This window comes from Exiguobacterium sp. s130, assembly GCF_018619055.1.
In the GTDB taxonomy this organism is placed as follows: domain Bacteria; phylum Bacillota; class Bacilli; order Exiguobacteriales; family Exiguobacteriaceae; genus Exiguobacterium_A.
On the sequence record NZ_JACSNI010000002.1, the window covers coordinates 554,802 to 578,739 of the forward strand.

23 protein-coding genes and 1 riboswitch are annotated in these 23,938 nt (G+C 48.8%); of the genes, 3 read left to right on the forward strand and 20 right to left on the reverse strand.

Features of this window, described 5'->3' with window-relative positions; all coding sequences use genetic code 11:
* Window positions 1-51: 51 nt before the first annotated feature.
* From ffh to smc, 4 genes are all read right to left on the reverse strand, one after another.
* Window positions 52-1,401, reverse strand: coding sequence for a signal recognition particle protein (gene ffh / locus HZS85_RS06820; protein WP_214854544.1), 1,350 nt, complete (start codon window positions 1,399-1,401; stop codon window positions 52-54).
* A gap of 12 nt (window positions 1,402-1,413) precedes the next feature.
* Window positions 1,414-1,734 (reverse strand): putative DNA-binding protein, encoded by a 321-nt coding sequence (locus HZS85_RS06825; RefSeq protein WP_023468743.1) that lies wholly within the window; start codon window positions 1,732-1,734, stop codon window positions 1,414-1,416.
* 99 nt (window positions 1,735-1,833) lie between these two features.
* Complete coding sequence (gene ftsY, locus HZS85_RS06830; protein ID WP_214854545.1) at window positions 1,834-2,838, reverse strand: signal recognition particle-docking protein FtsY; 1,005 nt, start codon at window positions 2,836-2,838, stop codon at window positions 1,834-1,836.
* A complete protein-coding gene (smc, locus tag HZS85_RS06835; protein WP_214854547.1) occupies window positions 2,835-6,398 on the reverse strand; it encodes a chromosome segregation protein SMC in 3,564 nt (1,187 codons plus the stop codon). The genes ftsY and smc overlap by 4 nt, the downstream gene beginning before the upstream one ends.
* A 126-nt stretch (window positions 6,399-6,524) precedes the next feature.
* Here smc and HZS85_RS06840 point away from each other — a divergent pair, with 126 nt between their 5' ends.
* Window positions 6,525-6,725, forward strand: a complete 201-nt coding sequence (locus HZS85_RS06840) for a DUF1128 family protein (protein WP_023468746.1) — start codon at window positions 6,525-6,527, stop codon at window positions 6,723-6,725.
* A gap of 70 nt (window positions 6,726-6,795) precedes the next feature.
* Here HZS85_RS06840 and rnc read toward each other — a convergent pair whose 3' ends face one another.
* The 11 genes from rnc to HZS85_RS06895 all read right to left on the reverse strand — a co-directional run bounded on the left by rnc (window position 6,796) and on the right by HZS85_RS06895 (window position 16,984).
* Window positions 6,796-7,566, reverse strand: a complete 771-nt coding sequence (gene rnc, locus HZS85_RS06845; RefSeq protein WP_023468747.1) for a ribonuclease III — start codon at window positions 7,564-7,566, stop codon at window positions 6,796-6,798.
* 56 nt (window positions 7,567-7,622) lie between these two features.
* A complete protein-coding gene (gene acpP / locus HZS85_RS06850) occupies window positions 7,623-7,862 on the reverse strand; it encodes an acyl carrier protein (RefSeq protein ID WP_029342095.1) in 240 nt (79 codons plus the stop codon).
* A gap of 70 nt (window positions 7,863-7,932) precedes the next feature.
* Window positions 7,933-8,664, reverse strand: coding sequence for a 3-oxoacyl-[acyl-carrier-protein] reductase (fabG, locus tag HZS85_RS06855; protein WP_214854549.1), 732 nt, complete (start codon window positions 8,662-8,664; stop codon window positions 7,933-7,935).
* Complete coding sequence (gene fabD, locus HZS85_RS06860; protein WP_214854551.1) at window positions 8,661-9,581, reverse strand: ACP S-malonyltransferase; 921 nt, start codon at window positions 9,579-9,581, stop codon at window positions 8,661-8,663. Before fabD ends, fabG begins: the two co-directional genes overlap by 4 nt.
* A 16-nt stretch (window positions 9,582-9,597) precedes the next feature.
* The gene (gene plsX / locus HZS85_RS06865) at window positions 9,598-10,593 is read right to left on the reverse strand and encodes a phosphate acyltransferase PlsX (RefSeq protein WP_035406922.1); all 996 of its coding nucleotides are present in this window, start codon (window positions 10,591-10,593) and stop codon (window positions 9,598-9,600) included.
* Window positions 10,590-11,159, reverse strand: a complete 570-nt coding sequence (gene fapR / locus HZS85_RS06870; protein ID WP_214854554.1) for a transcription factor FapR — start codon at window positions 11,157-11,159, stop codon at window positions 10,590-10,592. Before fapR ends, plsX begins: the two co-directional genes overlap by 4 nt.
* An 85-nt stretch (window positions 11,160-11,244) precedes the next feature.
* Window positions 11,245-13,275, reverse strand: a complete 2,031-nt coding sequence (gene recG / locus HZS85_RS06875) for an ATP-dependent DNA helicase RecG (protein ID WP_214854556.1) — start codon at window positions 13,273-13,275, stop codon at window positions 11,245-11,247.
* On the reverse strand, window positions 13,259-14,155 hold the full coding sequence (sdaAA, locus tag HZS85_RS06880; protein ID WP_023468754.1) for an L-serine ammonia-lyase, iron-sulfur-dependent, subunit alpha: 897 nt from the start codon (window positions 14,153-14,155) through the stop codon (window positions 13,259-13,261). Before sdaAA ends, recG begins: the two co-directional genes overlap by 17 nt.
* A gap of 4 nt (window positions 14,156-14,159) precedes the next feature.
* Window positions 14,160-14,822 (reverse strand): L-serine ammonia-lyase, iron-sulfur-dependent subunit beta, encoded by a 663-nt coding sequence (gene sdaAB / locus HZS85_RS06885; RefSeq protein WP_023468755.1) that lies wholly within the window; start codon window positions 14,820-14,822, stop codon window positions 14,160-14,162.
* 100 nt (window positions 14,823-14,922) lie between these two features.
* The gene (locus HZS85_RS06890; RefSeq protein WP_396200978.1) at window positions 14,923-16,596 is read right to left on the reverse strand and encodes a DAK2 domain-containing protein; all 1,674 of its coding nucleotides are present in this window, start codon (window positions 16,594-16,596) and stop codon (window positions 14,923-14,925) included.
* A gap of 25 nt (window positions 16,597-16,621) precedes the next feature.
* Window positions 16,622-16,984, reverse strand: a complete 363-nt coding sequence (locus HZS85_RS06895) for an Asp23/Gls24 family envelope stress response protein (RefSeq protein WP_023468757.1) — start codon at window positions 16,982-16,984, stop codon at window positions 16,622-16,624.
* Between the two features lie 283 nt (window positions 16,985-17,267).
* Between HZS85_RS06895 and rpmB the strand changes: the two genes are divergently transcribed.
* Complete coding sequence (rpmB, locus tag HZS85_RS06900; protein ID WP_023468758.1) at window positions 17,268-17,456, forward strand: 50S ribosomal protein L28; 189 nt, start codon at window positions 17,268-17,270, stop codon at window positions 17,454-17,456.
* Between the two features lie 140 nt (window positions 17,457-17,596).
* A complete protein-coding gene (locus HZS85_RS06905; RefSeq protein ID WP_214854560.1) occupies window positions 17,597-19,000 on the forward strand; it encodes an amino acid permease in 1,404 nt (467 codons plus the stop codon).
* 55 nt (window positions 19,001-19,055) lie between these two features.
* On the opposite strand, the gene HZS85_RS06910 is transcribed toward HZS85_RS06905, so the two are convergent.
* The 5 genes from HZS85_RS06910 to pknB all read right to left on the reverse strand — a co-directional run bounded on the left by HZS85_RS06910 (window position 19,056) and on the right by pknB (window position 23,936).
* Window positions 19,056-19,658, reverse strand: coding sequence for a thiamine diphosphokinase (locus tag HZS85_RS06910; protein WP_214854562.1), 603 nt, complete (start codon window positions 19,656-19,658; stop codon window positions 19,056-19,058).
* Window position 19,659: 1 nt separating this feature from the next.
* Window positions 19,660-20,220 (reverse strand): energy-coupled thiamine transporter ThiT, encoded by a 561-nt coding sequence (thiT, locus tag HZS85_RS06915; RefSeq protein WP_214854564.1) that lies wholly within the window; start codon window positions 20,218-20,220, stop codon window positions 19,660-19,662.
* Window positions 20,221-20,279: 59 nt separating this feature from the next.
* Window positions 20,280-20,389, reverse strand: a riboswitch (TPP riboswitch).
* 22 nt (window positions 20,390-20,411) lie between these two features.
* Window positions 20,412-21,068: a ribulose-phosphate 3-epimerase gene (gene rpe / locus HZS85_RS06920; protein ID WP_214854567.1), complete on the reverse strand. Its 657-nt coding sequence runs from the start codon at window positions 21,066-21,068 to the stop codon at window positions 20,412-20,414.
* A gap of 2 nt (window positions 21,069-21,070) precedes the next feature.
* Window positions 21,071-21,976 (reverse strand): ribosome small subunit-dependent GTPase A, encoded by a 906-nt coding sequence (rsgA, locus tag HZS85_RS06925; protein ID WP_214854570.1) that lies wholly within the window; start codon window positions 21,974-21,976, stop codon window positions 21,071-21,073.
* Window positions 21,977-22,001: 25 nt separating this feature from the next.
* Window positions 22,002-23,936, reverse strand: a complete 1,935-nt coding sequence (gene pknB / locus HZS85_RS06930) for a Stk1 family PASTA domain-containing Ser/Thr kinase (protein WP_214854573.1) — start codon at window positions 23,934-23,936, stop codon at window positions 22,002-22,004.
* Window positions 23,937-23,938 lie beyond the last annotated feature (2 nt).

A 23,938-nucleotide genomic window follows, 5' to 3' on the forward strand; every position in this document is an offset into this window, starting at 1 on the left:
AAATTGACAACTTCATTAGTATACAACGTTACAGCAAAAGAGAAAAGACTTTTAAAAGAATGGAAGGCCAAAGCCTTTCTTTTTCCCTTTGCCCATCTGTCCGGAAAATTGTTTCATCATTTTCCGCATGTCTTCGAACTGTTTAATGAGACGGTTGACTTCTTGGATACTGCGTCCGCTACCACGGGCAATCCGCTTCCGACGACTCGCATTCAAGATTTCAGGTTCAGTCCGCTCTCGTTTCGTCATCGATTGGATAATCGCTTCGACATACACGAGTTGCTTCTCATCGATTTGGGCGTTTTTCAACCCCTTCATCTTCCCTTTACCTGCCCCAGGGATCATTCCCAACAGTTCGTCGAGTGGACCCATCTGTTTCACTTGCTGCAACTGCTCGATGAAATCATCGAATGTAAACGATGCATCGCGCATTTTGCTTTCTAACTCTTTGGCACGCGTAGCGTCCATTTGTGACTCTGCTTTTTCAATCAGTGTCAGCATGTCTCCCATGCCTAGAATCCGAGACGCCATCCGCTCGGGATAGAATGGTTCGATGGCATCGAGCTTCTCTCCAAGACCGACGAACTTAATCGGTGCTCCGGTGACTGCCTTGATGGAGAGTGCTGCACCACCTCGCGTATCTCCGTCGAGCTTCGTCAGAACAACCCCCGTCACGCCAAGCTTCTCGTTGAAGCTTTCTGCGACGTTGACGGCGTCCTGACCCGTCATCGAATCGACGACAAGGAAGATTTCATGCGGTTTGGCGATCTCTTTAACATCAACGAGTTCCTGCATTAGTTCCTCATCGACGTGCAGACGACCTGCCGTATCGATCAACACGATATCGTGATGATGCTCTTTTGCATAATCGAGTGCACCGGTAACGATTTCTTGCGGACTGACCTGATCTCCCATTGAGAAGACCGGCAACTCCAATTGTTGCCCGAGTGTCTCTAATTGTTTGATTGCTGCCGGACGATAAATATCCGCCGCAACAAGCAAAGGACTACGATTATGTTTTTTACGTAAATGATTGGCAAGCTTACCCGTTGTCGTTGTTTTACCTGCCCCTTGCAGACCTGTCATCATGATGACGGTCGGAGGACGGTTCGCAAGCGTCAATGGTGACACTTCCGCACCCATCAGATTCGTCAATTCATCATGGACGATCTTGACGACTTGTTGCCCTGGCGTCAAAGATGTCATGACGTCCTGTCCGACGGCACGTTCCTTTACATCATTTACGAATTGTTTGACGACCTTGAAGTTGACGTCGGCTTCGAGTAGCGCTAAGCGAACTTCGCGCATCATCTCTTTGACGTCTGCTTCAGAAATCTTACCTTTACCTCGCATTTTAGCGAGACTGGCTTGAAGCCGTTCCGATAATCCTTCGAATGCCATTAAGAATGCCTCCTACTCTAATTGCTCCAATGTCTCAATGATCACTAGGGCTTCACCCGGAAGGTCGCATTGCTTCAGCTGATCGAGTAACTGCTTTCGCCGTTCGTGTTTCTTGAACAGTGATAATCGTTCCTCATATTGCTCAAGCATGGCTTCCGTGCGTTTTATGTTGTCGTAGACTGCTTGTCGGCTGACTTCAAACTCATCGGCGATCTCACCTAAGGAAAAGTCATCTAAGTAATAGAGTGACATGTAATTCCGTTGTTTTGGCGTCAAAAGCTCCTGATAAAAGTCAATCAGATAGTTCATCCGGTTCGTTTTATCAAGTGTCATCCGAGCACCTCCGCAATGTTAAGTGAAATTCCTTTACAGATAGTATAGTACAGCCCTCACAGTGTGTTGTCAAGTTTTTTTCTTTACATGAAACGTCGCTTATTCTGCGCTTTCTTCCGTGTCAACGTTTTCTTTTTCTTCAAAGACATCACCGAACAATCCATAAACGAATTGTTCTGCATCAAACGGTTGTAAATCATCGATTTTTTCACCAAGACCAACGAACTTGACCGGGAGGTTCAATTCGTTCTTGATCGCAAGGACGATTCCACCTTTTGCTGTTCCATCAAGCTTCGTCAAGACGATCCCGCTGACGTTCGTCGCTTGTTTGAAGGCTTTCGCCTGCACCATCGCGTTTTGTCCTGTCGTCGCGTCAAGCGCCAGCAATACTTCATGAGGAGCGCCTGGAATTTCACGTTCGATGACACGCTTGACCTTTTCAAGTTCGTTCATCAGGTTGACCTTGTTTTGAAGGCGTCCTGCCGTATCGCAAATCAGGACATCGACCTTACGTGCTTTAGCTGCTTGGACAGCGTCGTAAACGACAGCGGCCGGATCCGATCCTTCTCCTTGACGGATGACCGGTACACCGGAGCGTTCGCCCCAGACTTGCAGTTGATCGATTGCACCCGCACGGAACGTATCACCCGCTGCTAACATGACGCTCTTGCCTTCTTGTTTCAAGCGATTCGCAAGTTTCCCGATCGTCGTCGTCTTCCCGACCCCGTTGACACCGACGAAGAGAATGACGTTCAGCTCGTGATCGAGATCAAGTGCTGTCTCTTCCTCTTCAACTAACATCTTCGCAACGACTTCAACGAGGACATCACGTACTTCTTTTGGATCCTTGACGTTACGTCGTTTAACTTCTGTCTTTAAGTCTTCGACCAAATCCATTGTCGTCGTCACGCCGACGTCGGCTTGAATCAATACTTCCTCTAATTCTTCGAAGAAATCCTCATCGACTTCGCGGAAACGATAGACGAGATCATTGACGGCACTTGCTAGTCCATCGCGTGTCTTCGTCAGTCCTTGTGTGAATTTCGTCGTGACTTCTTGCGTCGAAGTCGTCAAGCGGTCTTTCAGTTTTTTAAAGAAACTCATTGTTTAATCTCCTTTGGTTCTTCACTTAATGTACGTCGTGCCTCTTCTAGTTTAACGGATAACACTTCAGATATCCCGTTTTGCTGCATCGTGACGCCGTACAAGACGTCTGCCGCCTCCATCGTCCCTTTCCGATGAGTGATGATGACGAACTGTGTCTCGCGCGCTAGCTGATGGACGAATTCGCCGAATCGCGCGACGTTCGCTTCATCAAGTGCCGCCTCGACTTCATCGAGGACACAGAATGGGACAGGACGGGTCTTTAGAATCGCGAACAAGAGAGCGATCGCCGTCAAGGCACGCTCTCCACCTGACAAGAGCGACAAATTTTGTAGCTTTTTACCTGGCGGTTTCGCGACGATATCGATTCCGCTCGTCAGTAGATCAGTCGGATCGACGAGTACAAGATCGGCTTCTCCACCCCCGAACAACTCCCGGAACGTTTCTCGGAAATGCTCACGGACGGCATCATACGTTTGTCGGAACAATCGAATGACTTCACGGTCCATCTCTTCAATGACACTATAGAGATCCGTTTTAGCTGCGACGAGATCATCTCGTTGCGCCGATAGGAACGTAAACCGTTCATCGACTTCCGCGAATTCTTCGATTGCACCGATATTGACGATGCCGATTTCTTCGAGTTGACGCTTGAGCAGATGAATTTCCTCTTTCGCCTCATCATACGATTGATCGAGCGGAGCGATCAACTCGAGCAGTAGTCCCATCTCTTCGAGCATTTCTTGTCTTGTCTCAAGGCGTGTACTCGTTTTCCCTTGTGAGAGTCGTAATTGCTCAAGTGCCTGTTTCGTCGTATGTTGATCGTCCTTCGTCTTCGCTTCGCGAATTCGAATTAAGCGCAAGGATTCTGCCTGCACTTGAATCCGTTGTCCAATCGCGACAATTTCGGTCTCGACTCGCTTCTGCTCCTGTTCCTGTTCACGCTGCTCGCCGTGCAAGGCATCGATTTTCGCTTCATCAAAGCCTTCAAGGACATGACGTAAGTCACGGCGTTTATGACCTCGTTCAAGCTTCGCGTGACTGACCTGTTCCGTCAGACGCTCGATATCTTGCGTGAGTTGCGCTTGTTTCATTTGAATCGTCCGCTCTTCAAGAACTGCTTCTGCTTGTTCCTTCTTCAGTTCGTCCATCGTGACGGCACCACGGGCTTGAGCATCCTTGAGACGATCAAGTGCTTGTCTGAGTTCTGTTTGACGTTCTGTCCATTTCGCGATCTCGACTTCTGACATTTCGATGATACGGCGTGCTTCCTGTTCTTGTTCGAGCACACGTGCCATCTGCCGATCTTCAACCGATAATTCGGACGTCATGACGGCGAGGTGACGCTTCGCATCTGCCAACGTATCCCGCGATTGCTCGAGTTGTCCTTGTAATTCTTGAATCGTTTCTGTCCGCGTCCGAGCAGTAGCATCAAGCGTCTGAATCGCCGCTCTTAGATCTTCCAAGCGGCGCATCTGCTCCCGAATGACCGCTTGCCCTCGCGTCAGTCCCTCTTTTAACTCGTCGAGCTCGCGCGATTGACTGAACAATGGTGTGCCTTTTTTCCGACTTCCGCCGGTCATCGTTCCACCGACGTTGACGACATCCCCTTCGAGCGTGACGAGACGATAGCGATGTCCTGTCGAACGGGCAATTTGGTTCGCTTGTTCAAGTGATTCGACGACGAGTGTCGTACCGAGTAAGTTCATCTTTAATTTCGTCAGCGTCTCGTCTGTCGTCACAAGATCACTTGCGATCCCGACGAATCCAGACATCCCCCCGACTTGTTCTCGCACCGAACGGTTGACTTCACGTGCTTGGAGTGAGGCGAGCGGCATGAACGTCGCTCGACCGGCATTTAAGCGTCGCAGTTCCTGGATTAGACGACGTCCTGTCGCATCGGTATCAACGACGATGTTTTGCATCGCCCCACCAAGCGCCGTCTCGATTGCCGCTTCAAATCGCGCCGGGACCGAAATCAACTCCGCGACCGCTCCGTGAATACCTGGGTACTGATCTCGTTGTTTTAATATCGTCTTAACGGCACCGAAATAACCGCTATAGTCGGCTTTGACGGATTCAAGAAATTCAATCCGATCTTCCGTCTTATGACGACGTCGCTCTAAATCCGCAACGGACTGTTCGACTTGGCGTAACGCATGTTGTTGTTCGTCTCGCGCCGCGAGTGCCGTTGCCTCTTCCTCAATCGCTTGATCTAATTCTGTCCGGATCGAACCAACGTCCGCTTCTAGTCGAGCGACGTCTTCCTCGAGTTGACGACGGGTCGATTGTTTCGTACCGCTGTCCGCCGTAAAAGAACGTTGTTGTTCTTCTGCCTGCATGAGATCTTGCTTCGCCCGATTATAAGCATTATTCGTCGCAGCTAATCGGCTCGCCACTTCAAAGGCTTCCGAACGTAATGCTTCGGCTTCCTTATCAAAATCACGATCGGTTTGTGTCAGCGCTTGATCAGCTCGTTCTCGCTCAGCCGTAATCCGTTTTGCTTCCTGATCGACTTCTGCTTGACGCTCCTGTAAAGCGGTTAGTTCGAGTTCCAGTTCCTTGACGCGTTCTTCGACGATCGCGACCTCTTGTTCGAGTCGCTCTTTCGTCTCGGTACCGTGTTTTTCACGTTCTTTTGCTAGGTTAAGGGCACCTTGGATCTCAACAAGTCGCGTCGAGACATGTCGAAGTTGCTCCTGCAACGCGTTTTCTTGTTGTCGTTCTTCTTCAAGCGTTGCTTCTTGTTTCTCCCGGGACACGACGTTCTCTTCGTGAGTCGTCTTTTGAGATGCAAGACGTTCTTCACATTGTGCGATATCACGCGCCAGTGTTTCGAGCTCCGTCTGATACGTCGTGATTTCATGCGCCAAGATGCCACGTTCCAGTACATCATGCCGTTCTCGAGCGACGAGATACTCTTTCGCGAGCGCCGCTTGTTCACGTAACGGCTCGATTCGTCCACCAAGTTCATATAAAATATCATCGACACGTGATAGATTCGCTTCCGTATCATTTAATTTCCGTTCGGCTTGCTTTTTGCGATGACGATACTTCAAGACGCCTGCTGCTTCTTCGATGACAGCACGACGTTCTTCCGGTTTTCCGGAAATGACTTGTTCAACTCGCCCTTGTCCGATGATCGCAAAGGCGTCACGCGACAAGCCTGTGTCCATGAACAAATCAAGGACATCCTTCAGGCGACATGGTTTTTTATTTAAAAAATAATCGCTATCGCCATTGCGGCTGACACGCCGCGTGACACTGATCTCCTGATACGGTAACGCGACCGTTCCCGACTCGTTGTCTAAGACGAGCGTCACTTCGGCAAATTGTTTCCGGTGTTCAGACAGACTGCCGGCAAAAATAACATCTTCCATCTTCGCCCCACGTAGTGACTTCGCAGATTGTTCTCCGAGTACCCAACGGACAGCATCCGATATATTTGATTTTCCACTTCCGTTCGGTCCGACGACTGCCGTGACACCCGGAAGGAATTCTAGTTCAGTTCGACTGGCAAATGATTTGAAGCCATTAATTTCAATTCGTTTTAAGTACATCTTGATCACCCGTATGTTTAAATTTCTTTTGAATTTCTTTCAGTTTACCATAGCCGAAACGCTAGCAACATGATAGGTTTTAAGGTAGTATCATGCGAAACGAGAAGAAGAGGAGCGAATAACACGATGACGATTGAACAAATGATTGAAGCGATCTTAGATAAATTGAATATCATCAACAAAGGGGTCATTAAAGCAGAACAGTTCGATGGCTCAAAAAATGAGGACTTAAAAGAGATTTATGAGTTCGTCATGATGCGAGACTCGTTATCACTCGCAGAGGTCGACGCGATCGTCGACGAACTGAAATCCCTCAAGACCGTCTAATCAAGCGAGCCTCAGACGATAAAGGCCGATCATCTCTCACGCGTTTGAGAGATGGTCGGCCTTTTGTTGCTTAAAACTGTTTCTTTAATTCAAGTAAGGCTTGTTTTGCCGCCTGTTGTTCTGCCTCTTTTTTCGAACGACCCGTTCCAATCCCTTCGAGCTCATCCGCGACTTGAACACGCGAGATAAATTCCCGACTATGCGCTGGACCGCGCTCCTCGATGATTTCATACTCGATGACACCTAAACCGACACGTTGAATCGCTTCCTGTAATTGACTCTTGAAATCCGTCTGTTCTTCGAAGAAGCCCGTCGCCACTTTCGGAAAAACCGCTTCGGCGAGGAATCGTTCGGCTGCTTCGATGCCTTGGTCAAGATACAAGGCGCCAATAAAGGATTCGAAGACATCCGCAAGTAAGGCTGGACGATTCCGACCACCGGTCAGTTCTTCCCCCTTACCTAACAGAATCATATCGGAAAACTGATAGTGATTCGCAAATTGGACGAGTGACGGTTCACAGACGATTGCCGCTCGCAATTTCGTTAATTCCCCCTCGGAACGTTCCGGGTAGTGTTCGAATAGATAGCGTGACACCGTCAACTCTAAGACAGCGTCCCCTAAAAATTCTAGGCGTTCGTTATCCCCTTCCGACTCGCGTTGTTCATTGACGAACGAAGAGTGCGTGAAGGCTTGTTTCAATAGTTCAACATTAGAAAAAGTGATATTCAGACGCTCTTGTAACGCTTCGAATTTTTGCTCGATCTGAGCGAGCGTCCGAGCATCCTTGCGTCGTTTTACATAGGGTCCTTTTCGGACACGACGTCCTTTTTGATTCGTCATAGTTCCTCCTAAACAGCTAAAGCCCACCGCAAATTGCGGTGGGTCAGCTTCAATGATCAGACTTGTGTTTCGATGTAGTTGACGACATCGCCGACAGTCTTCAAGTTTTCTGCTTGCTCATCTTCGATCGTGATTTCGAACTTGTCTTCTAAGTCCATGACGAGTTCCATGACTTCAAGAGAGTCAGCTCCGAGGTCGTCTTTGAACGACTTATCAAGTGTGATTTCACTTTGTTCTTTACCTAATTTTTCTGCGATTGCTTCTTGTACGTCTACTAAGATTTGTTCTTTTGTCATTTTAAAATCCCTCCATGAGTTGAGTATATAAGATGATTGCGGTTTTGGCAAAGTACTTCCGTTAGTTCTGTTACATCGTCATGCCGCCATCGACGGCTAGAGTTTGACCTGTGATGTATCGTGCTTCATCTGAAGCGATGAAACTGACGAGTGAAGCGATATCGTCGGTTTGACCGAAGCGTTTCAACGGAATTTGCCCGAGTGACAGGTTCCGCTGTTCTTCTGTCAATTCATCCGTCATGTCCGTCTCGATGAAGCCTGGACAGATGGCATTGACTGTGACGCCTTTACTAGCGAGTTCACGTGCGACGGATTTCGTCAGCCCGATCAGACCCGCTTTCGCTGCGACATAGTTCGCTTGCCCTGGATTTCCAGAAATACCGACGACTGATGCGATATTGATGATACGACCGCTTGTCTTTAACAATGAACGTGTCGCGGCTTGTGTGACGAGGAATGCCCCTTTCAGGTTCGTATCGACGACGGCATCAAAGTCTGCTTCCTTCATACGCATCAGTAAACCATCGCGCGTGATGCCAGCATTATTGACGACACAATCCAGTTGACCGAACGCATCAATCGTTTGTTTGATCATCTGTTTGACAGCATCCGCTTCAGCGACATTCGCTTGAATCGCGAGTGCTTCACCGCCTGCCTCCTTGATTTCACGGACGACAGCTTCCGCCTTGTCCGTGCTTCCTGCATAGTTGACGACGACACGGAAACCATCTTTTGCCAATCGCTTTGCGATGGCCGCTCCGATACCGCGTGACGCGCCAGTGACGAGTGCTACTTTACTCAACGAATTCCCTCCGCTTCCAATTGCTCAAGTGTCGTGATGCTGATGATTTTCGCATCTTTTTTGATTCGTTTCACGAGACCGCTAAGTGGAGATGACGGACCGAACTCGATGAACGTATCCGCACCCTCTTCGATGAGACGCTCGACGCATGATTCGAACCGGACCGGCGAATAGAGTTGCTGAACGAGCAAACGAATCAATTCGTCTGGTTGATCGTGAAATGCACAATCAACGTTCGAGATGAATTTCGTCTTCGCGGCTTTAAACGGTGATGATACGAGAATATCTTCGAATCGTGGTGCGAAAGGTGTCATGAGCGACGAATGGAACGCACCCGAGACATCAAGTGGTAAGACTCGTTTTGCTCCGAGCTCTTTTAACTTCGCTGTGGCAGATTCGACCGCCGCGATTTGTCCAGAGATGACGAATTGTCCAGGACAGTTGTAGTTGGCGATTTGAACGATTTCTCCCGTTGCCGCAATTGATTCAACCGCGTGATGGGCTGCCTCGACATCATTCATGCCAATGACTGCTGCCATCGTTCCACCCGTGACTTGATTCATGAGTTTTCCGCGTTCGCGGACGAGATAGACGGCTTCAGACGGTGTGATGACAGAAGCTGCGACGAGCGCGCTATATTCTCCAACACTGTGTCCGAGTACGAAATCAGGTGTATGTCCTTGTGCTGCGTACTGCTGTGCGAGTAATGCACTGTGTGCGACGATGGCTGGTTGAGCGATATCCGTCGCTTTCAATTCATCCTTCGTCCCTGTCGTCATCAGCGTCGTCAGATCCAGACCAATTCGCGTTCCGAGGTCAGCGAGTGCTTGGCGTGTCTCGTCTTGCGTGATGAGCGTCTGTCCCATTCCAGGCGTCTGTGACCCTTGTCCCGGAAACATCCAAACTGTTTTCCCCATCTCGTCTCACTCCTTCTTAACGTGCTTCAGTTGCTTTCGCCTGAACGATTTTGGCAACGACTTCTTGTTCGACCATCTTTTCCGCTTGAACGAGCGCTCTGCTGAATGCATAGGCATTACTTGATCCATGCGCCTTGATGACCGGAGCCGCAATACCGAATAGTCCGGCACCGCCATATTCTTCATAGGCGAGCAACTGCTTCATTTTTTTCAACTTCGGTTTCAGTACGAGAGCGGCGAGCTTTGATGTCCACGAGCTCATGAATTGTTCTTTCATGACACCCATGATCATACTGGCTGCCCCTTCAGTACTCTTAAGTAACGTATTGCCGGCAAAACCTTCCGTGACGATGACATCGACGTCACCGCTCATCGCTTCTCTCGCCTCGACGTTCCCAACGAAATGAATCGGTGCTGTCTCAAGTAGCGGATACGTTTCCTTCGTCAATGCATTCCCTTTACCGGCTTCTGATCCGATATTCAGGAGCCCGACTTTAGGACGTGTGATACCGCGAACTTGTTCTGCGTAGACAGACCCCATGATGGCATAATCGAGCAAATGCTCTGCCTTCGCATCCGGGTTGGCGCCGACATCTAAGATGACGACACCCTTCCCATTACGTGTCGGGAAAGTCGGGGCCAGTGCAGGACGGTCAACTCCTTCGATCCGACCGATGACGAACAATCCGGCAGTCATGAGCGCTCCCGTGTTGCCTGCTGAAATCAAGGCATCTGCTTCTCCTGATTTCACCAGGTTTGCAGCCACAACGAGTGAGCTATCTTTCTTGCGGCGAATGGCACGTACCGGTTCATCTTCTCCGGTGATGACGGATGCTGCGTGGACGATCGTCACGCGCGGATCCTCGATTGTGTATGAGCGTAACTTCAACTCATCTCCGACTAGTCGGATATCGATGTTGTCGTTTGGACGTTCTGCCAGATAGGCAACGACCCCTTCTACGATGGCACGGGGTGCATGGTCGCCCCCCATGGCGTCAACTGCTAAAATCATTTCGATTCCTCCTTACTACTTCGATACACTGTGAATTCGCCGATAAAGACACATTCTTCACCGACATAACTCTCTACCGTGATGTCAGAACGTCCATCTTGGCGATGGGAACTGACGAATGCCTTCGCAACGACGCGTTCTCCGACGTGGACGGAGCGTGTGAACTGAACGTTCGCACGGGTCGTTAACGCGAGTTCATCATCGATGAGCGCAATCGCAAGCGAGTTTGCCTGTGCGAACAAGATATGTCCGCGGGCGATTGCATTTCGACTAAACGCATGTTCCGGCAAAACCTCAAGGATCGAGATGGCAGATGTATCGAGTTTCAGGTCAATCATATCACCAATGACTTCATTTTCAGTCAAAGTACGCACATCATCCAGCCGTTCAGTCGCGACATGTTTAATTCGCTCCCGTAATTCCGGAATCTTTAATTCCATCCGGTCCAGACGAATCGTCTGGATACTGACATGGAATCGTGTCGCCAGCGCTTCATCCGTGATGAACGGATTTTGCTCGATCGTCTGTAATAATTCTTGTTGTCTCTCTTTTTTAGGTACCCGCATGTACGTTCCTCCCACAAGAAGGATGACTACTATTATTACCTGGTACTAACAGTAGTATATATCCCTTGTTGTTCACTTTCAAGTATTATTCGATTCTTTCTCCTTCAAGAAGCCCTTGCCGTTCGATATATTCACGTAAGACATCGTATTCCGGCGCTTGCCAAAAGGCGTCCGATCGCAGTAATCGGACTGCATCTTGCCGCGCCGTTTCCATGACTTGAATATCAAGTGCCGGATCGGTCAAGACGAATCTCGGTAATCCACTTTGTTCGGTACCGAAGAAATTTCCGGCTCCGCGCAGTTTTAAATCCTTTTCCGCTAGCTTGAAGCCATCGTTCGTCTCCGTCATTGTCTTGATCCGTTCTTTTCCCGTATCGGAAGAGGGATCGGCGATTAGAATACAGTAAGACTGGGCATCGCCTCGACCGACGCGCCCTCTTAATTGGTGTAACTGCGCAAGACCAAAGCGTTCTGCATCATGAATGACAATGATCGACGCGTTCGGAACGTTCACGCCGACCTCGACGACCGTCGTTGAAACAAGGATTTGAACAGTATTCTCCTTAAAAGCCTGCATGACCTCGTCTTTTTCTGAAGAAGTCAAGCGCCCATGCATCAAACCGACATGATAGGGCTTGAACCGCTCGGTCAATGTCGCATGTAATTCGATCGCATTTTGAACTTCGAGTGATTCGGATTCCTCGATCAATGGCGTGATGACGTAGGCTTGTCGACCTTGCGACAATTCTTTCTCGACGAACCCGAAAACACGTTCCATCTGTTGCGGTTTCGCCCAGTAGGTCTCGATTTCCTTTCGTCCCGCCGGCATCTCATCGATGATCGAAACATCCATATCTCCAAAGACCGATATCGCAAGCGTACGCGGAATCGGTGTCGCTGTCATATATAATACATCTGCCTGTTCAGCTTTCGCGCGCAAACGCTTCCGTTGTTCGACACCGAAGCGATGTTGTTCATCGGTGATGACGAGGTGCAATGCCTTGAACTGGACAGTGTCTTGAATCAGCGCATGTGTTCCAACCAAGACGTCGATCTCTCCTGTTGCGAGGGCTTCGAGCAAGTGTGCACGCGCTTTCCCTTTAACGGAACTCGTCAGTAGACCGACTCGGATCCCAAGTGGTTCAAGCAATGGGGCGAGCGACGCTGCATGCTGTTCCGCTAAAATTTCGGTCGGCACCATCAAGGCGCCTTGTTTTCCGGCACGAACCGTCGCGAACAAGGCGATGGCAGCGATGACGGTCTTCCCGCTTCCGACATCCCCTTGCAGCAACCGATTCATTCGTTCGCCGCGACCGATGTCGTCTAGAATCTCTTTTGTCACACGTTGCTGTGCACCTGTCAGCGGAAACGGCAGGCTCTTGATGAAATTGGCAATATCCGTTTCATGAAGGGGAAGAGCAATCCCTCGACCTTTCCGTCGTCCAAGACGTAACGCCTGTAATTTCAGCTGGAAATAGAGGCACTCCTCGTAGACATAACTGCGACGAGCAGCCGTTAACTCTTGTCGATTCGTTGGGAAATGAAGCGACTTCAACATCGTCATCCGGTCTTGCAACCGATACGTCTTCCGGATGCTATCCGGGATTCGTTCAGCTAATGTCTCAGTCTCCTTGAACGCCAAGTCGACGACGCGTCGAAACGTCTTCATCCGCATGTCACCTCGGAGCGAGTAAACGGGTGTCAATTCGCCTTCGATTGCCCCGAATTGCAATTCCGTCGCAGAGATCGTCATCCGGTGTAAATCCCACTTGCCACTGACCGTCACTTCTGCCCCGAGTTGCAATTGGTCTTTGTAGAATGCCCGGTTGAACATCGTTACGGTCACACTATACCGTTCTTCAACGAGCAGACGGAACGTCAAACGATTCTTTCCTTTGCCGTAATAGCGCACAAGTGGTTCAGACTGGACTTGACCCGTGAACTTGACTTTATCCTCATGGATTGCTTCCGTTAGACTTCCCGTCACGAAGTCGTCATAACGAAACGGGACGTGCTCGAGCACGTCCGCAACGGTGAGAATATTCATCTCTTCTAGTTTTTTCGCTAAATCCCGTCCGACACCTTTTAATGTCTTGACGTCACGTGATGGATTCATTCGATAACTCTCCGAAGATTTTTGCTTCGAGCCAGCGTCCTGTCGGTGTATTCGCGAGTCCACCTTTTGCTGTCTCGCGAAGCGCAGACGGCATCATCTGACCAATCTCATGCATGGCTGAGATGACTTCATCACACGGAATCCGTGACGTGATTCCAGCGAGTGCCATGTCGGCAGCGACAACAGCATTCGCCCCGCCCATCGCATTGCGTTTCACGCATGGCACTTCGACGAGTCCTGCAACAGGATCACAGACGAGTCCAAGCATGTTCTTCAGCGCGATCGCAAAAGCATGCGCTGACTGATCCGGTGTCCCACCTGCCATCTCAACGATGGCAGCAGCTGCCATCGCTGTCGCTGAACCGACTTCTGCTTGACATCCACCTGCCGCTCCGGAAATCGACGCATTGTTCGCGACGACAAAGCCGAATGCACCAGATGTAAACAAGAAGCGTAACATCTGCTCACGCGTCGGGTTTAATCGATCTTTGACCGCAAATAGTGTACCAGGCACGACACCCGCACTCCCAGCCGTTGGTGTCGCACAAATTTTTCCCATCGCAGCATTGACTTCATTCGTTCCGATTGCCTTACTAACGGCGTCCAGTAATAAATCACCGGATAATCCTTTACCCGAAGCACGGTACCGTTGAAGCAAGACAGCATCCCCACCGGTCAGTCCTGTCACCGATTGGACACCATCACCATCAAGTGAACGAGCGACCGCCTCTTCCATCACTTGTAGGTTTCGTTCCATCATCGCATAGACTTCATCTCGCTCCAAATGACGAACCGTCATCTCTTGTTCGATCATGACTTCCGAAATCGGAATATTGCGTTCCGTCGCGATGGCGACGAGTTCTTTCACGGATTTAAACATGTCTTCACTCTCCCATCATGACGGCACGCTCGACTTGAGGTAACCGATCGATTTCTTCCAACACTTCTGCCGTAATCCGGTCATCAATCTCAATTGCCATAAGTGCTTGTTTTCCTTTTTCATGCCGTGACACTTCCATATGCCCGATATTGATTTCGTAATCAGCCAAAATGCTCGTCACGGCTGCAATCGCACCAAAGCGGTCATGGTGCAAGACGACGAGTGCCGGTCCCCCACCGGACAAACGAAGCGGTACACCATTTAATTCTGTGATTTCAATCGTTCCCCCACCAATTGAAATACCAACCAATTCAAACTCTTCTACTCCATTCGTCAAATGGACACGAGCCGTATTCGGATGATCCGTCAACGCTTCACTCGTCTCGAAATGAATCTCAATCCCTTTCGACTTCGCGATATCGATCGATTGTGGAATCCGATCGTCAAACGTATCGTATCCGAGAACACCGCCGATGATGGCGACATCCGTTCCATGTCCACGATACGTATCCGCGAATGAACCGTAAAACGTGATGTGGATGACAGTAGGCGTTTCCCCGAATAATTTACCCGCCATCAATCCAATCCGTGCAGCCCCTGCTGTATGCGAGCTCGATGGACCAACCATGACTGGTCCGATGATGTCAAAGACGCTACGATATTTCATTTCTTTTCCCCTTTCTATGAAACAAACGAAATCCCACCTCTATTATCGCAGATGGTGGGATTCGTGAAAAGGCTAGTCGCCCTTTTTCAGTATGATGGTTTTATTCGACGCTTAAAATGTACGAATAAAGTGGTTGTTTGCCGTCGTGGACTTCCACTTCAGCATCCGGATTGACCGATTCGATGTACGCGACGAGTTCGTCGACCTCTTCCGAAGCCACGCCTTCACCGTAAAGAACCGTGACGATTTCGTCGTCCTCCGTGACGAGTGTATCGACCAGTTTCTTGACAGCACCAAGACTCGAAGTGTCCGTAGCAACGATTTGTTTTTCAGCAATCGCCATGTGATCGTCTTTCTTGATTTCAACACCATCAATATTCGTATCACGTACGGCATAAGTGACTTGACCCGACTTCACAGCTGCGATCGCATCCTCCATATGTGCTTCGTTCTCTTCAACAGTCGCTTCCGGATTATAGACGATCGTCGCCGCCAAACCTTGTGGAACTGTCTTTGATTTCACGACGGTTACGCCACAATTCGCAACAGATGCTGCTTGTTCAGCGGCCATGATGATGTTCGAGTTGTTCGGATAAACATAGACATGTTCAGCGTGTGCATCCTCGATCGCCTTGACGATGTCTTCCGTTGACGGGTTCATCGTTTGTCCGCCTTCGATGACGACACTGACACCGAGTGATTTAAAGAGTTCACTGATACCTTCACCCATTGCGACTGTGACAAGGGCCGCTTTTGCTTTTGCCTTCGGTGCAACGACTGGAGTGACTTGGTTCGCGCCCTCTTCTTCGAGGATCGTCGAGTGTTGTTGACGCATATTTTCAATCTTAACAGCAACGAGCTCACCGAAACGTTGTCCTTTTGTGATGACTTCTCCTGGCGTTTCGACGTGGACGTGAACTTTAAGGAGCTCTTCGTCCGCGACGACGAGCAACGAATCACCGAATTCCGATAATTCGTTCCGGAATGCTTCTTCACTGAACGGTGCATTTGCTAACTTGTCATCTTGGAAGCGAACCATGATTTCCGTACAGTAACCGTAATGGATCTCTTCTGTCGACATGAAGCTTTGAGCCGATTTATGATGCTCTGCTTCGACGAGTGCTTCCATGACTGGCGCATGTGGCTTATCAAGTTCTTTTCCTTCGAGTGTCGCGAGGAATCCTTCATAGATACAGACGAGACCTTGACCACCAGAGTCAACGACGCCGACTTCTTTTAATACAGGAAGAAGTTCTGGTGTACCGTCGAGCGATACTTTCGAAGCTTCGACGAGTTGACGCATCAACTCTAAGAAATCCGTCGTCGTCTCAGATTGTGCGATAGCAGCGACAGCTGTTTCACGGGCAACTGTCAAGATTGTCCCTTCGACCGGTTTCATGACTGCTTTGTATGCTGTATCGACACCTTTTTGTAATGCATCTGCGAATTCCTTCGTATCAATCGTTGTTTTGCCTTCGATTGATTTCGAGAATCCACGGAACAATTGACTTAAGATGACGCCAGAGTTTCCGCGCGCCCCCATTAATAATCCACGTGCGAAGACGTTCGCGACTTCCGATACAGAATCCGAAGTGGATTTACCTGCTTCTTTTGCTCCTGAAGTCATCGTCAAATTCATGTTCGTTCCCGTATCACCATCTGGCACAGGGAAGACGTTCAATGAATCGACGAAATCTGCGTTTTGATAAAGATTCGCCGCGCCATTTTGAATCATCTTGACTAACTGCGCTCCTGTTAAACGATCTACACTCACTAAAGTTTCCTCCTCTATTTCCGCCTTAGACATTCGTCAAGCGGACTCCTTGGACAAAGATGTTCACAGATGTCACGTCAAGACCTAGTGCCTGACTGAGCGTGTATTTCACGCGACTCTGTACGTTGTTCGCCACCTCTGAGATTTTCGTCCCATAACTTACGATAATATGCATATCGATATGAACTTGCTCTGAAGCCTGTCGAACGATGACACCGCGTGCAAAGTTCTCACGTTTTAAGAGTTCAGCAAGACCATCCTTGATTTGAGACTGGGATGCCATACCAACGACACCAAAACATTCCATTGCTGCGCCGCCCGCAAGTTGCGCGACGACATCATTATCTACATCAATCTTTCCATAGGTCGTTTTCATCTCGATCGCCACCTGAGTAGCCCCCTTTGAATATTGTATTCTTCTCATAATTCTACTATAAGGACCTACTATTGAAAAGTCGCCGTACTGACTATACAATGAATAAGTGAAAAATAGTAGCGGTCAAATGAACTTTTACCATCATCCTCATCCATTATTTTAAATTTCGAGGTTGTCTGTCAAGTTTTTTTCTTGTCAGCTACTTTTTTTATGTTGCAACCGCCCTGACACCATGCTAAGATAGCAAAGTGTCTATTAGGACGAACGCAAAACAACATAAAAGGAGGCGGAACGCATGGCACGTAAATGCTACGTTACTGGGAAATCGCCAAAGTCGGGTAACAACCGTTCACACGCATTGAACAAAACAAAACGTACTTGGGGAGTCAACGTACAAAAAGTACGTATCCTCGTCGACGGTAAGCCAAAAAAGGTTTGGGTTTCAGCTCGAGCTCTTAAATCAGGTAAAGTCGAACGCGTATAAGGCGCAACCACCGGATGGGAATCTTCCCTTCCGGTTTTTTTATGCCCTCATTTATTTTTCTCATAAACTAATTGTCGCTTTTATTGAAAACGCTTACAATAGGAACGTACTTTATTTTGTCAGAATTGGGGGAAGTCATCATGCAACTCAAACGAGAGATGACGAGTCGACACCTGTTCATGATTTCACTCGGTGGAATTATCGGAACAGGCTTATTTTTAGGGTCAGGATTAACGATTTCACAAGCAGGACCTCTCGGGGCGGTCCTCAGTTACATCGTGGGTGGGACCATCATGTATCTGACGATGTTATGTCTTGGAGAATTAGCGGTCTATCTGCCGGTCTCGGGGTCATTTCAGACCTATACGACCCGCTTTATCGGACCAGGGGTCGGCTTTGCCGTCGGTTGGATTTACTGGCTCGGCTGGGCTGTGACGGTCGCACTTGAAATCACAGCTGCAGGTAGTTTGATGGACCGTTGGTTTCCGAATGTGCCGGTCGTTGTCTGGTGTACCGTCTTTACGGTCTTGTTATTCGGTTTAAACGCCGTCTCCGCCAAAGCGTTCGGGGAAGCGGAATTCTGGTTCTCAAGTTTAAAGGTACTCGCCATTCTTTTCTTCATCATTCTTGGTGGCGCAGCTTGGTTTAGCTGGTTACCGATGGAAGCAGATCGTCCATCCTCATTGTTTGCAAACTTCACGGCAAGCGGTTGGTTTCCGAACGGAATTCTCGGTGTCTTGACGACGATGATTGCTGTCAACTTTGCTTTTCAGGGGACCGAATTGATCGGTGTCGCGGCTGGGGAGTCCGATAAGCCTGAAAAATCGATTCCAAAAGCTATCCGGAATACAGTTTGGCGCACGTTCATTTTCTTTGTCTTATCGATCACGATCGTCGGTGCATTGATTCCGTATGAGACGGCTGGCGGAGTCAGTAGTCCATTCATCATGGTCTTTGATGCGATCGGCATCCCGTATGCCGCTGACTTGATGAACATCGTCGTCTTGACAGCACTATTATCCGTCGGGAACTCGGGATTGTATGCCGCGACCCGAATGTTATGGGCAATGGCACAAGAAGGGATGATTTCAAAGAAATTATCTTATGTTAATGCCCGTGGTGTGCCGATGCGCGCTTTACTCTTTACGATGATGTTTGCGATGTTATCTCTTCTGACAGCTTTTTTCGCAGAGGATACCGTCTTTATCTGGCTCTTGTCTTTAGCTGGACTCGGTGCTCAAGTCGGTTGGATTTCAATTTCCGCTTCGCAACTTGCGTTCCGCCGTCAGTTCATCCGAAACGGACATGATCTATCCGAACTAAAGTTCAAGACGCCATTCTATCCAGCATTACCGTTGATATCGTTGACACTTAATGTCGTTGTCCTTTTCAGTCTTGCGTTTCAAGCGGATCAACGAATTGCTTTATACATCGGTGTTCCATTTTTCCTCGTCATGTGGGGAAGCTATCATCTGTTCATTAAAGGAAAACACCTATCGGCTCAAAGTGACATTCGAGTCGCCCCTTCCCAACTCGAAGAATAATGCCATATGAAAAGAGGCCGCGGTATCATCCACGGCCTTTTTTCATATGCTTGTTCTATTCCTTAAGTGTTCGCATCATCAATAGTTCTCCTTGATGGAGCTCTACTGTCGCTTCTGACGTACTCCATTCATTACTGACGGTCAAGGAACCTCCGACCGGAACAGGATGCATATCAAGTGGATATTTGACTCCAGCTAAACTCAAGATTGACGGCACAAGTGGAATGAAAGAAAGATAATGATAGCTTTCGGCTTCGACTGCATACGATCCTACTGCCAAATATCGCACCTCTTCCCGTTTCGTGACGAGTCGCGCTTCAGGGTATTGCTTCAATAAATACACATTTTGAACGGTCATGTCGAGTCGTCCACCTGTTGCTCCGACGATGATAGTATCATCAAACCGTTTCATCTCTGATACTGTACGAAGGGCGAGTTCGAGATCCGTCTCATCTTTCTCAGCCGGATGAACGATTGCTCCTTCAGGTACGTAACCAAGCGAATCAAAATCACCGATCGTCATGTCGCATGTCAGCCCAAACAATTCAATAGTCTGAACACCACCATCGACACCAATGATGAAATCACTAGACTGACAAAGCATCCGCAAATCAGGCACTTCTTCTTGAGGACCGGCGCACACGAGAATCGCCCGCATCTCAGACGCCTCGTGCTGAATAACGTAGTAAACGTGGCGCAGTTGTAAAGAGGAGACCCGCGACGACACCGCATAAAACATAAGATGGTACCATGTATGTCGCGTTATAAACTAATGAATATGGCACGACTGGACCTTCTGCATATTTCGCGAAGAACACGATTCCGCTGATGACATGACAGATATAACGGAGTCCTGCGCCTAATAGTGTTGCAAGGAGAACGAACGCCATCAAACGTTTCTTTTGTCCGTTACGTGCAGTTTGTCTAACCTGACGGGCGAACAGACCGCTCAGTCCGACGACACCGTATGCAATCGTGTAATCGAGTAATGGTTGGACGATCGTCAAGACTTGTGGGGCGAACATCAGTTGGATCGTACCAACAAGCGCTCCTGTGACGACACCTCCGATGACACCGTGGCGAAATGCCATGACAAAGATCGGTAACATCGCTAAGCTGATTGAACCGCCTTGTGGCATTTTAAATGGAATCAGTAAATCAAAGACGACCCCGAGACTTGCGAAGATGGCAATTTCCATCATCATTTGTAACCGTTTCATGCTATTTCCTCCTTCATTGTACGAGAGGACGCAAAAAGGCAATACGACGAACGCCGTACTGCCTGCGTGCGCCACATCCCTACGTCCGTTTGAACGGAACAGGTTCGAAGGGTTAAAGTCTAAAAGACTCCTCTCAGCCGCTTTTCAAGCGACACCCCTTGCGGTCATCATATTTCGTTTTCTCGTTCTTATTATACGGCAGCCCCTTGACGAATGCTAGTGATCGCTTCCGCATAATCTGGTGCATTGTAGATTGCTGATCCCGCGACAAGAACGTTCGCGCCGTTTTCGATGCAAAGTTTTGCTGTTTCCGGGTTGACGCCACCATCAATCTCGATTTCAAATGTCAGATCACGATCTGCTTTCATTTGTGCAAGTGATGCGAGTTTTGGCATGACATTCTCGATGAAGGCTTGTCCACCAAAGCCCGGATTGACCGTCATCAATAAGACCATATCGACATCCTCAAGGACGTGTTCAATCGTCGATAATGGCGTGTGAGGATTCAAGACGACCCCTGCTTTTGCACCGGATAGCTTGATTTGTTGTAAAACACGGTGGACGTGGTTCGTCGCTTCGACGTGGAACGTCACGATATCTGCCCCTGCCTTAACGAAATCTTCAACGAAACGTTCTGGCTGGTCAATCATTAAATGGACATCAAGGACCATATCCGTCTTTTGACGTAAACTGCTGAGCACAGGTAGTCCAAACGAGATATTCGGTACGAACTGACCATCCATGACATCGAAATGGATATAGTCCGCGCCTGCTGCCTCGACTGCTTTGACATCACGCTCAAGATTCGCAAAATCTGCTGATAAGATAGATGGTGCAATTTTAATCATCTTCAATACCTCCGGGCTCGATTCTTGATTTCGTCTATAAACATACCATAGTTCTCATAACGAGAGGACATGATTTCTTGTGCTTCGACGGCTTCCTTGACAGCACATCCGGGTTCATTCAAGTGCAAACATCCTCGATACTTACATTCGTCCTGTACAGCCACGAATTCAGGAAAACTCCACCGTACATCCTCGATTTCCATATCATACGGAAAATCAAGGTTCGAGAAACCTGGTGTATCAGCAATCAAGCCTTCGGCAAGTGGCATCAACGTGACGTGTCGTGTCGTATGCCGCCCACGTCCGAGTGATTTCGAAATCGCACTCGTCTCTAAGTCGAGTGTTGGTTCAAGTGCGTTCAAGAGCGAACTTTTCCCAACTCCAGATTGTCCGGCAAGAACACTCGTTTTCCCGGCCAGTAACGGACGGACTTGCTCAACACCCGACAACGTCTCACTGGATGTCTCGATGACCGTATATCCAATCTTCCGGTAAGCGGCAATTGCCTCTCTAACTGCAGGACCTTTGACATCATCAAGCAAGTCCATCTTCGTTAACAGGATGACGGGTTGGATTTCCTTCGCTTCGATCAAGACGAGGAAACGATCGAGCAAGTGCGCTGAAAAATCAGGTTCTGCAGCCGAGACGACAAGCAACGCTTGATCGATATTCGCGACAGGCGGGCGTACTAAAAAGTTGTCCCGCTCCTTCACTTCGAGAATATACCCGGTCTCACTTTCGATATGAAGAACGACTTCGTCTCCAACAACTGGACTGATGCCGCGTTTTCGGAAATTCCCTCTTGCCCGTGAACGGACCTCTCCTTCTGGTGTCATGACATCATAAAAGCCACCCTGCAGGCGTATGATCGTTCCTTCTCGATTCTCTTCGATGCGTTGTTCCGTCATCCTATGCACTCCTTTTTCATCACATTCACTGTGCGTCTTTTGCTTGATTGTACGTGATGGTTTTTGAACGATACACCGTATCGTCTTTATAAATCGTAATCTTGCCTTCTTCTCCCGGATCAATCGTCACCGGCACGTCGAATGTCTCATCTTGGTCAATTGATTCTTCGATGACGGTCCGCTTCCCTTTCGCATCTTCCGTCTCAATCCGGATGACTTGTTTCGGTGGTTCCTCGTCCTCGTTCTCGCTGACTGCGTCATAGACGACCTTTTCAGGGAACGTCGCTGTCAACGTTTTTTCTTCCTCACCTTTTGAGATGAAGACCGTCACGGAGTCGTTCGGTTCGACTTGAGTCCCTGCTTGTGGGAATTGACGGATAACTTGATCGAGTTTCACGTCGCTAGAAAATTCTTGCTCGAACGTTCCATCGAGCCCTTTTTCGTCCAGGTAGGCTTTTGCTTCGTCACTCGATAAGTTCGTCAAATCCTTCAACTCGAAGGAAGATGTTCCTTCCGAGACGGTGATCGTAATCGTTTGTTCTTTCGCGATGACCTCCGTACCAGCCGAGATCGATTGCCGGATCACATTACCTCGCTCGATTTCATCCGACTTTTCACGTTCGACCTCGACTTTAGCGAATCCAGCCTCTTTTAACGTCTCAATCGCCTCTTTTTCAGCGTCATCTGTCACATCCGGTACTTCGACCGGAGCACTTCCGGTAGAGACGACCAAGTTGACTGTCGAGCCCTTCTTGACCTGTGCGTTTTCACGCGGTGTCTGACTGATGACGTCTCCCTCATCGACCGTATCACTGTTTCGTTCTGTCGTCTCGACAACAAATCCAAGTTTCTCAAGCTTCGTTTCCGCTTCATCTCCATCCGTTTTGACGACGGACGGTACCGTAACGGTAGGATCCGGCCACATCGCAAACGTCGTAGCCGCTCCACCGAGTAATACCAGTAATAATAGGATGACCCACCAGCGTTTTTTCTTTTTCTTTTCTGACGGTTTCGGTTGAACGGTCGTGACGACAGGTGTGTCCGGTTCCGCTTTTGATTCTTCTGGCACTTGTACAGGTGATAAGACCATCGTCTTTTCCATCTCATCCTCTTCTGCACCTCGGATGCCTTCACTTGCTCGTTCGTCAGACAACGCCGTCACCATATCTGCCTTAAAGGCTGCGACGGACTGCTGACGGTCATGCGGTGCTTTTGCGAGCGCCTGCATGATACAGTTCTCAAGCGCTTGTGGCACTTTCGGATTCAAGACGGATGGACGACGCGGTGTATCTTGCAGATGCTTCAAAGCGATTGCAACCGGTGAATCACCCTCGAACGGTACTTGTCCTGTCACAAGTTCGTATAAGACAGCACCAAGCGAATAGATATCCGACTTCTCATCGGCAAATTTACCTTTTGCTTGTTCTGGCGAGAAGTAATGGACAGACCCAAGGACGGACATAGTATGCGTCAGAGTCGCATTCGACATCGCCACAGCGATTCCGAAATCCGTTACTTTGACGGTACCATCCTCTCGAATCAACATGTTTTGCGGTTTGATATCGCGATGGATGATTCGGTGTGCATGGGCATGATCGATCGCATCACAAATTTGAGCGATGATATCGACGGCCTGCGGCACAGGTAATGCTTGATTTTCACAAAATGTCTTTAATGTCATACCATCGATATACTCCATGACGATGTAATAGATGGCATCTTCTTCGCCTACATCATAGACGGCAACGATGTTTGGATGATTCAAGCTGGTAGCAGCATGCGCTTCACGTTCGAATCGACGAATGAACTGTTCGTCATGCGAAAATTCAGTCCGTAAAATCTTAATGGCAACATGACGCTTTAAAATCTCATCATAGGCTTGATAGACATTCGCCATCCCGCCACTTCCAACTAGCCGTTCTATGCGGTAGCGGTCATTTAATCGATCTCCGTATCGCATAT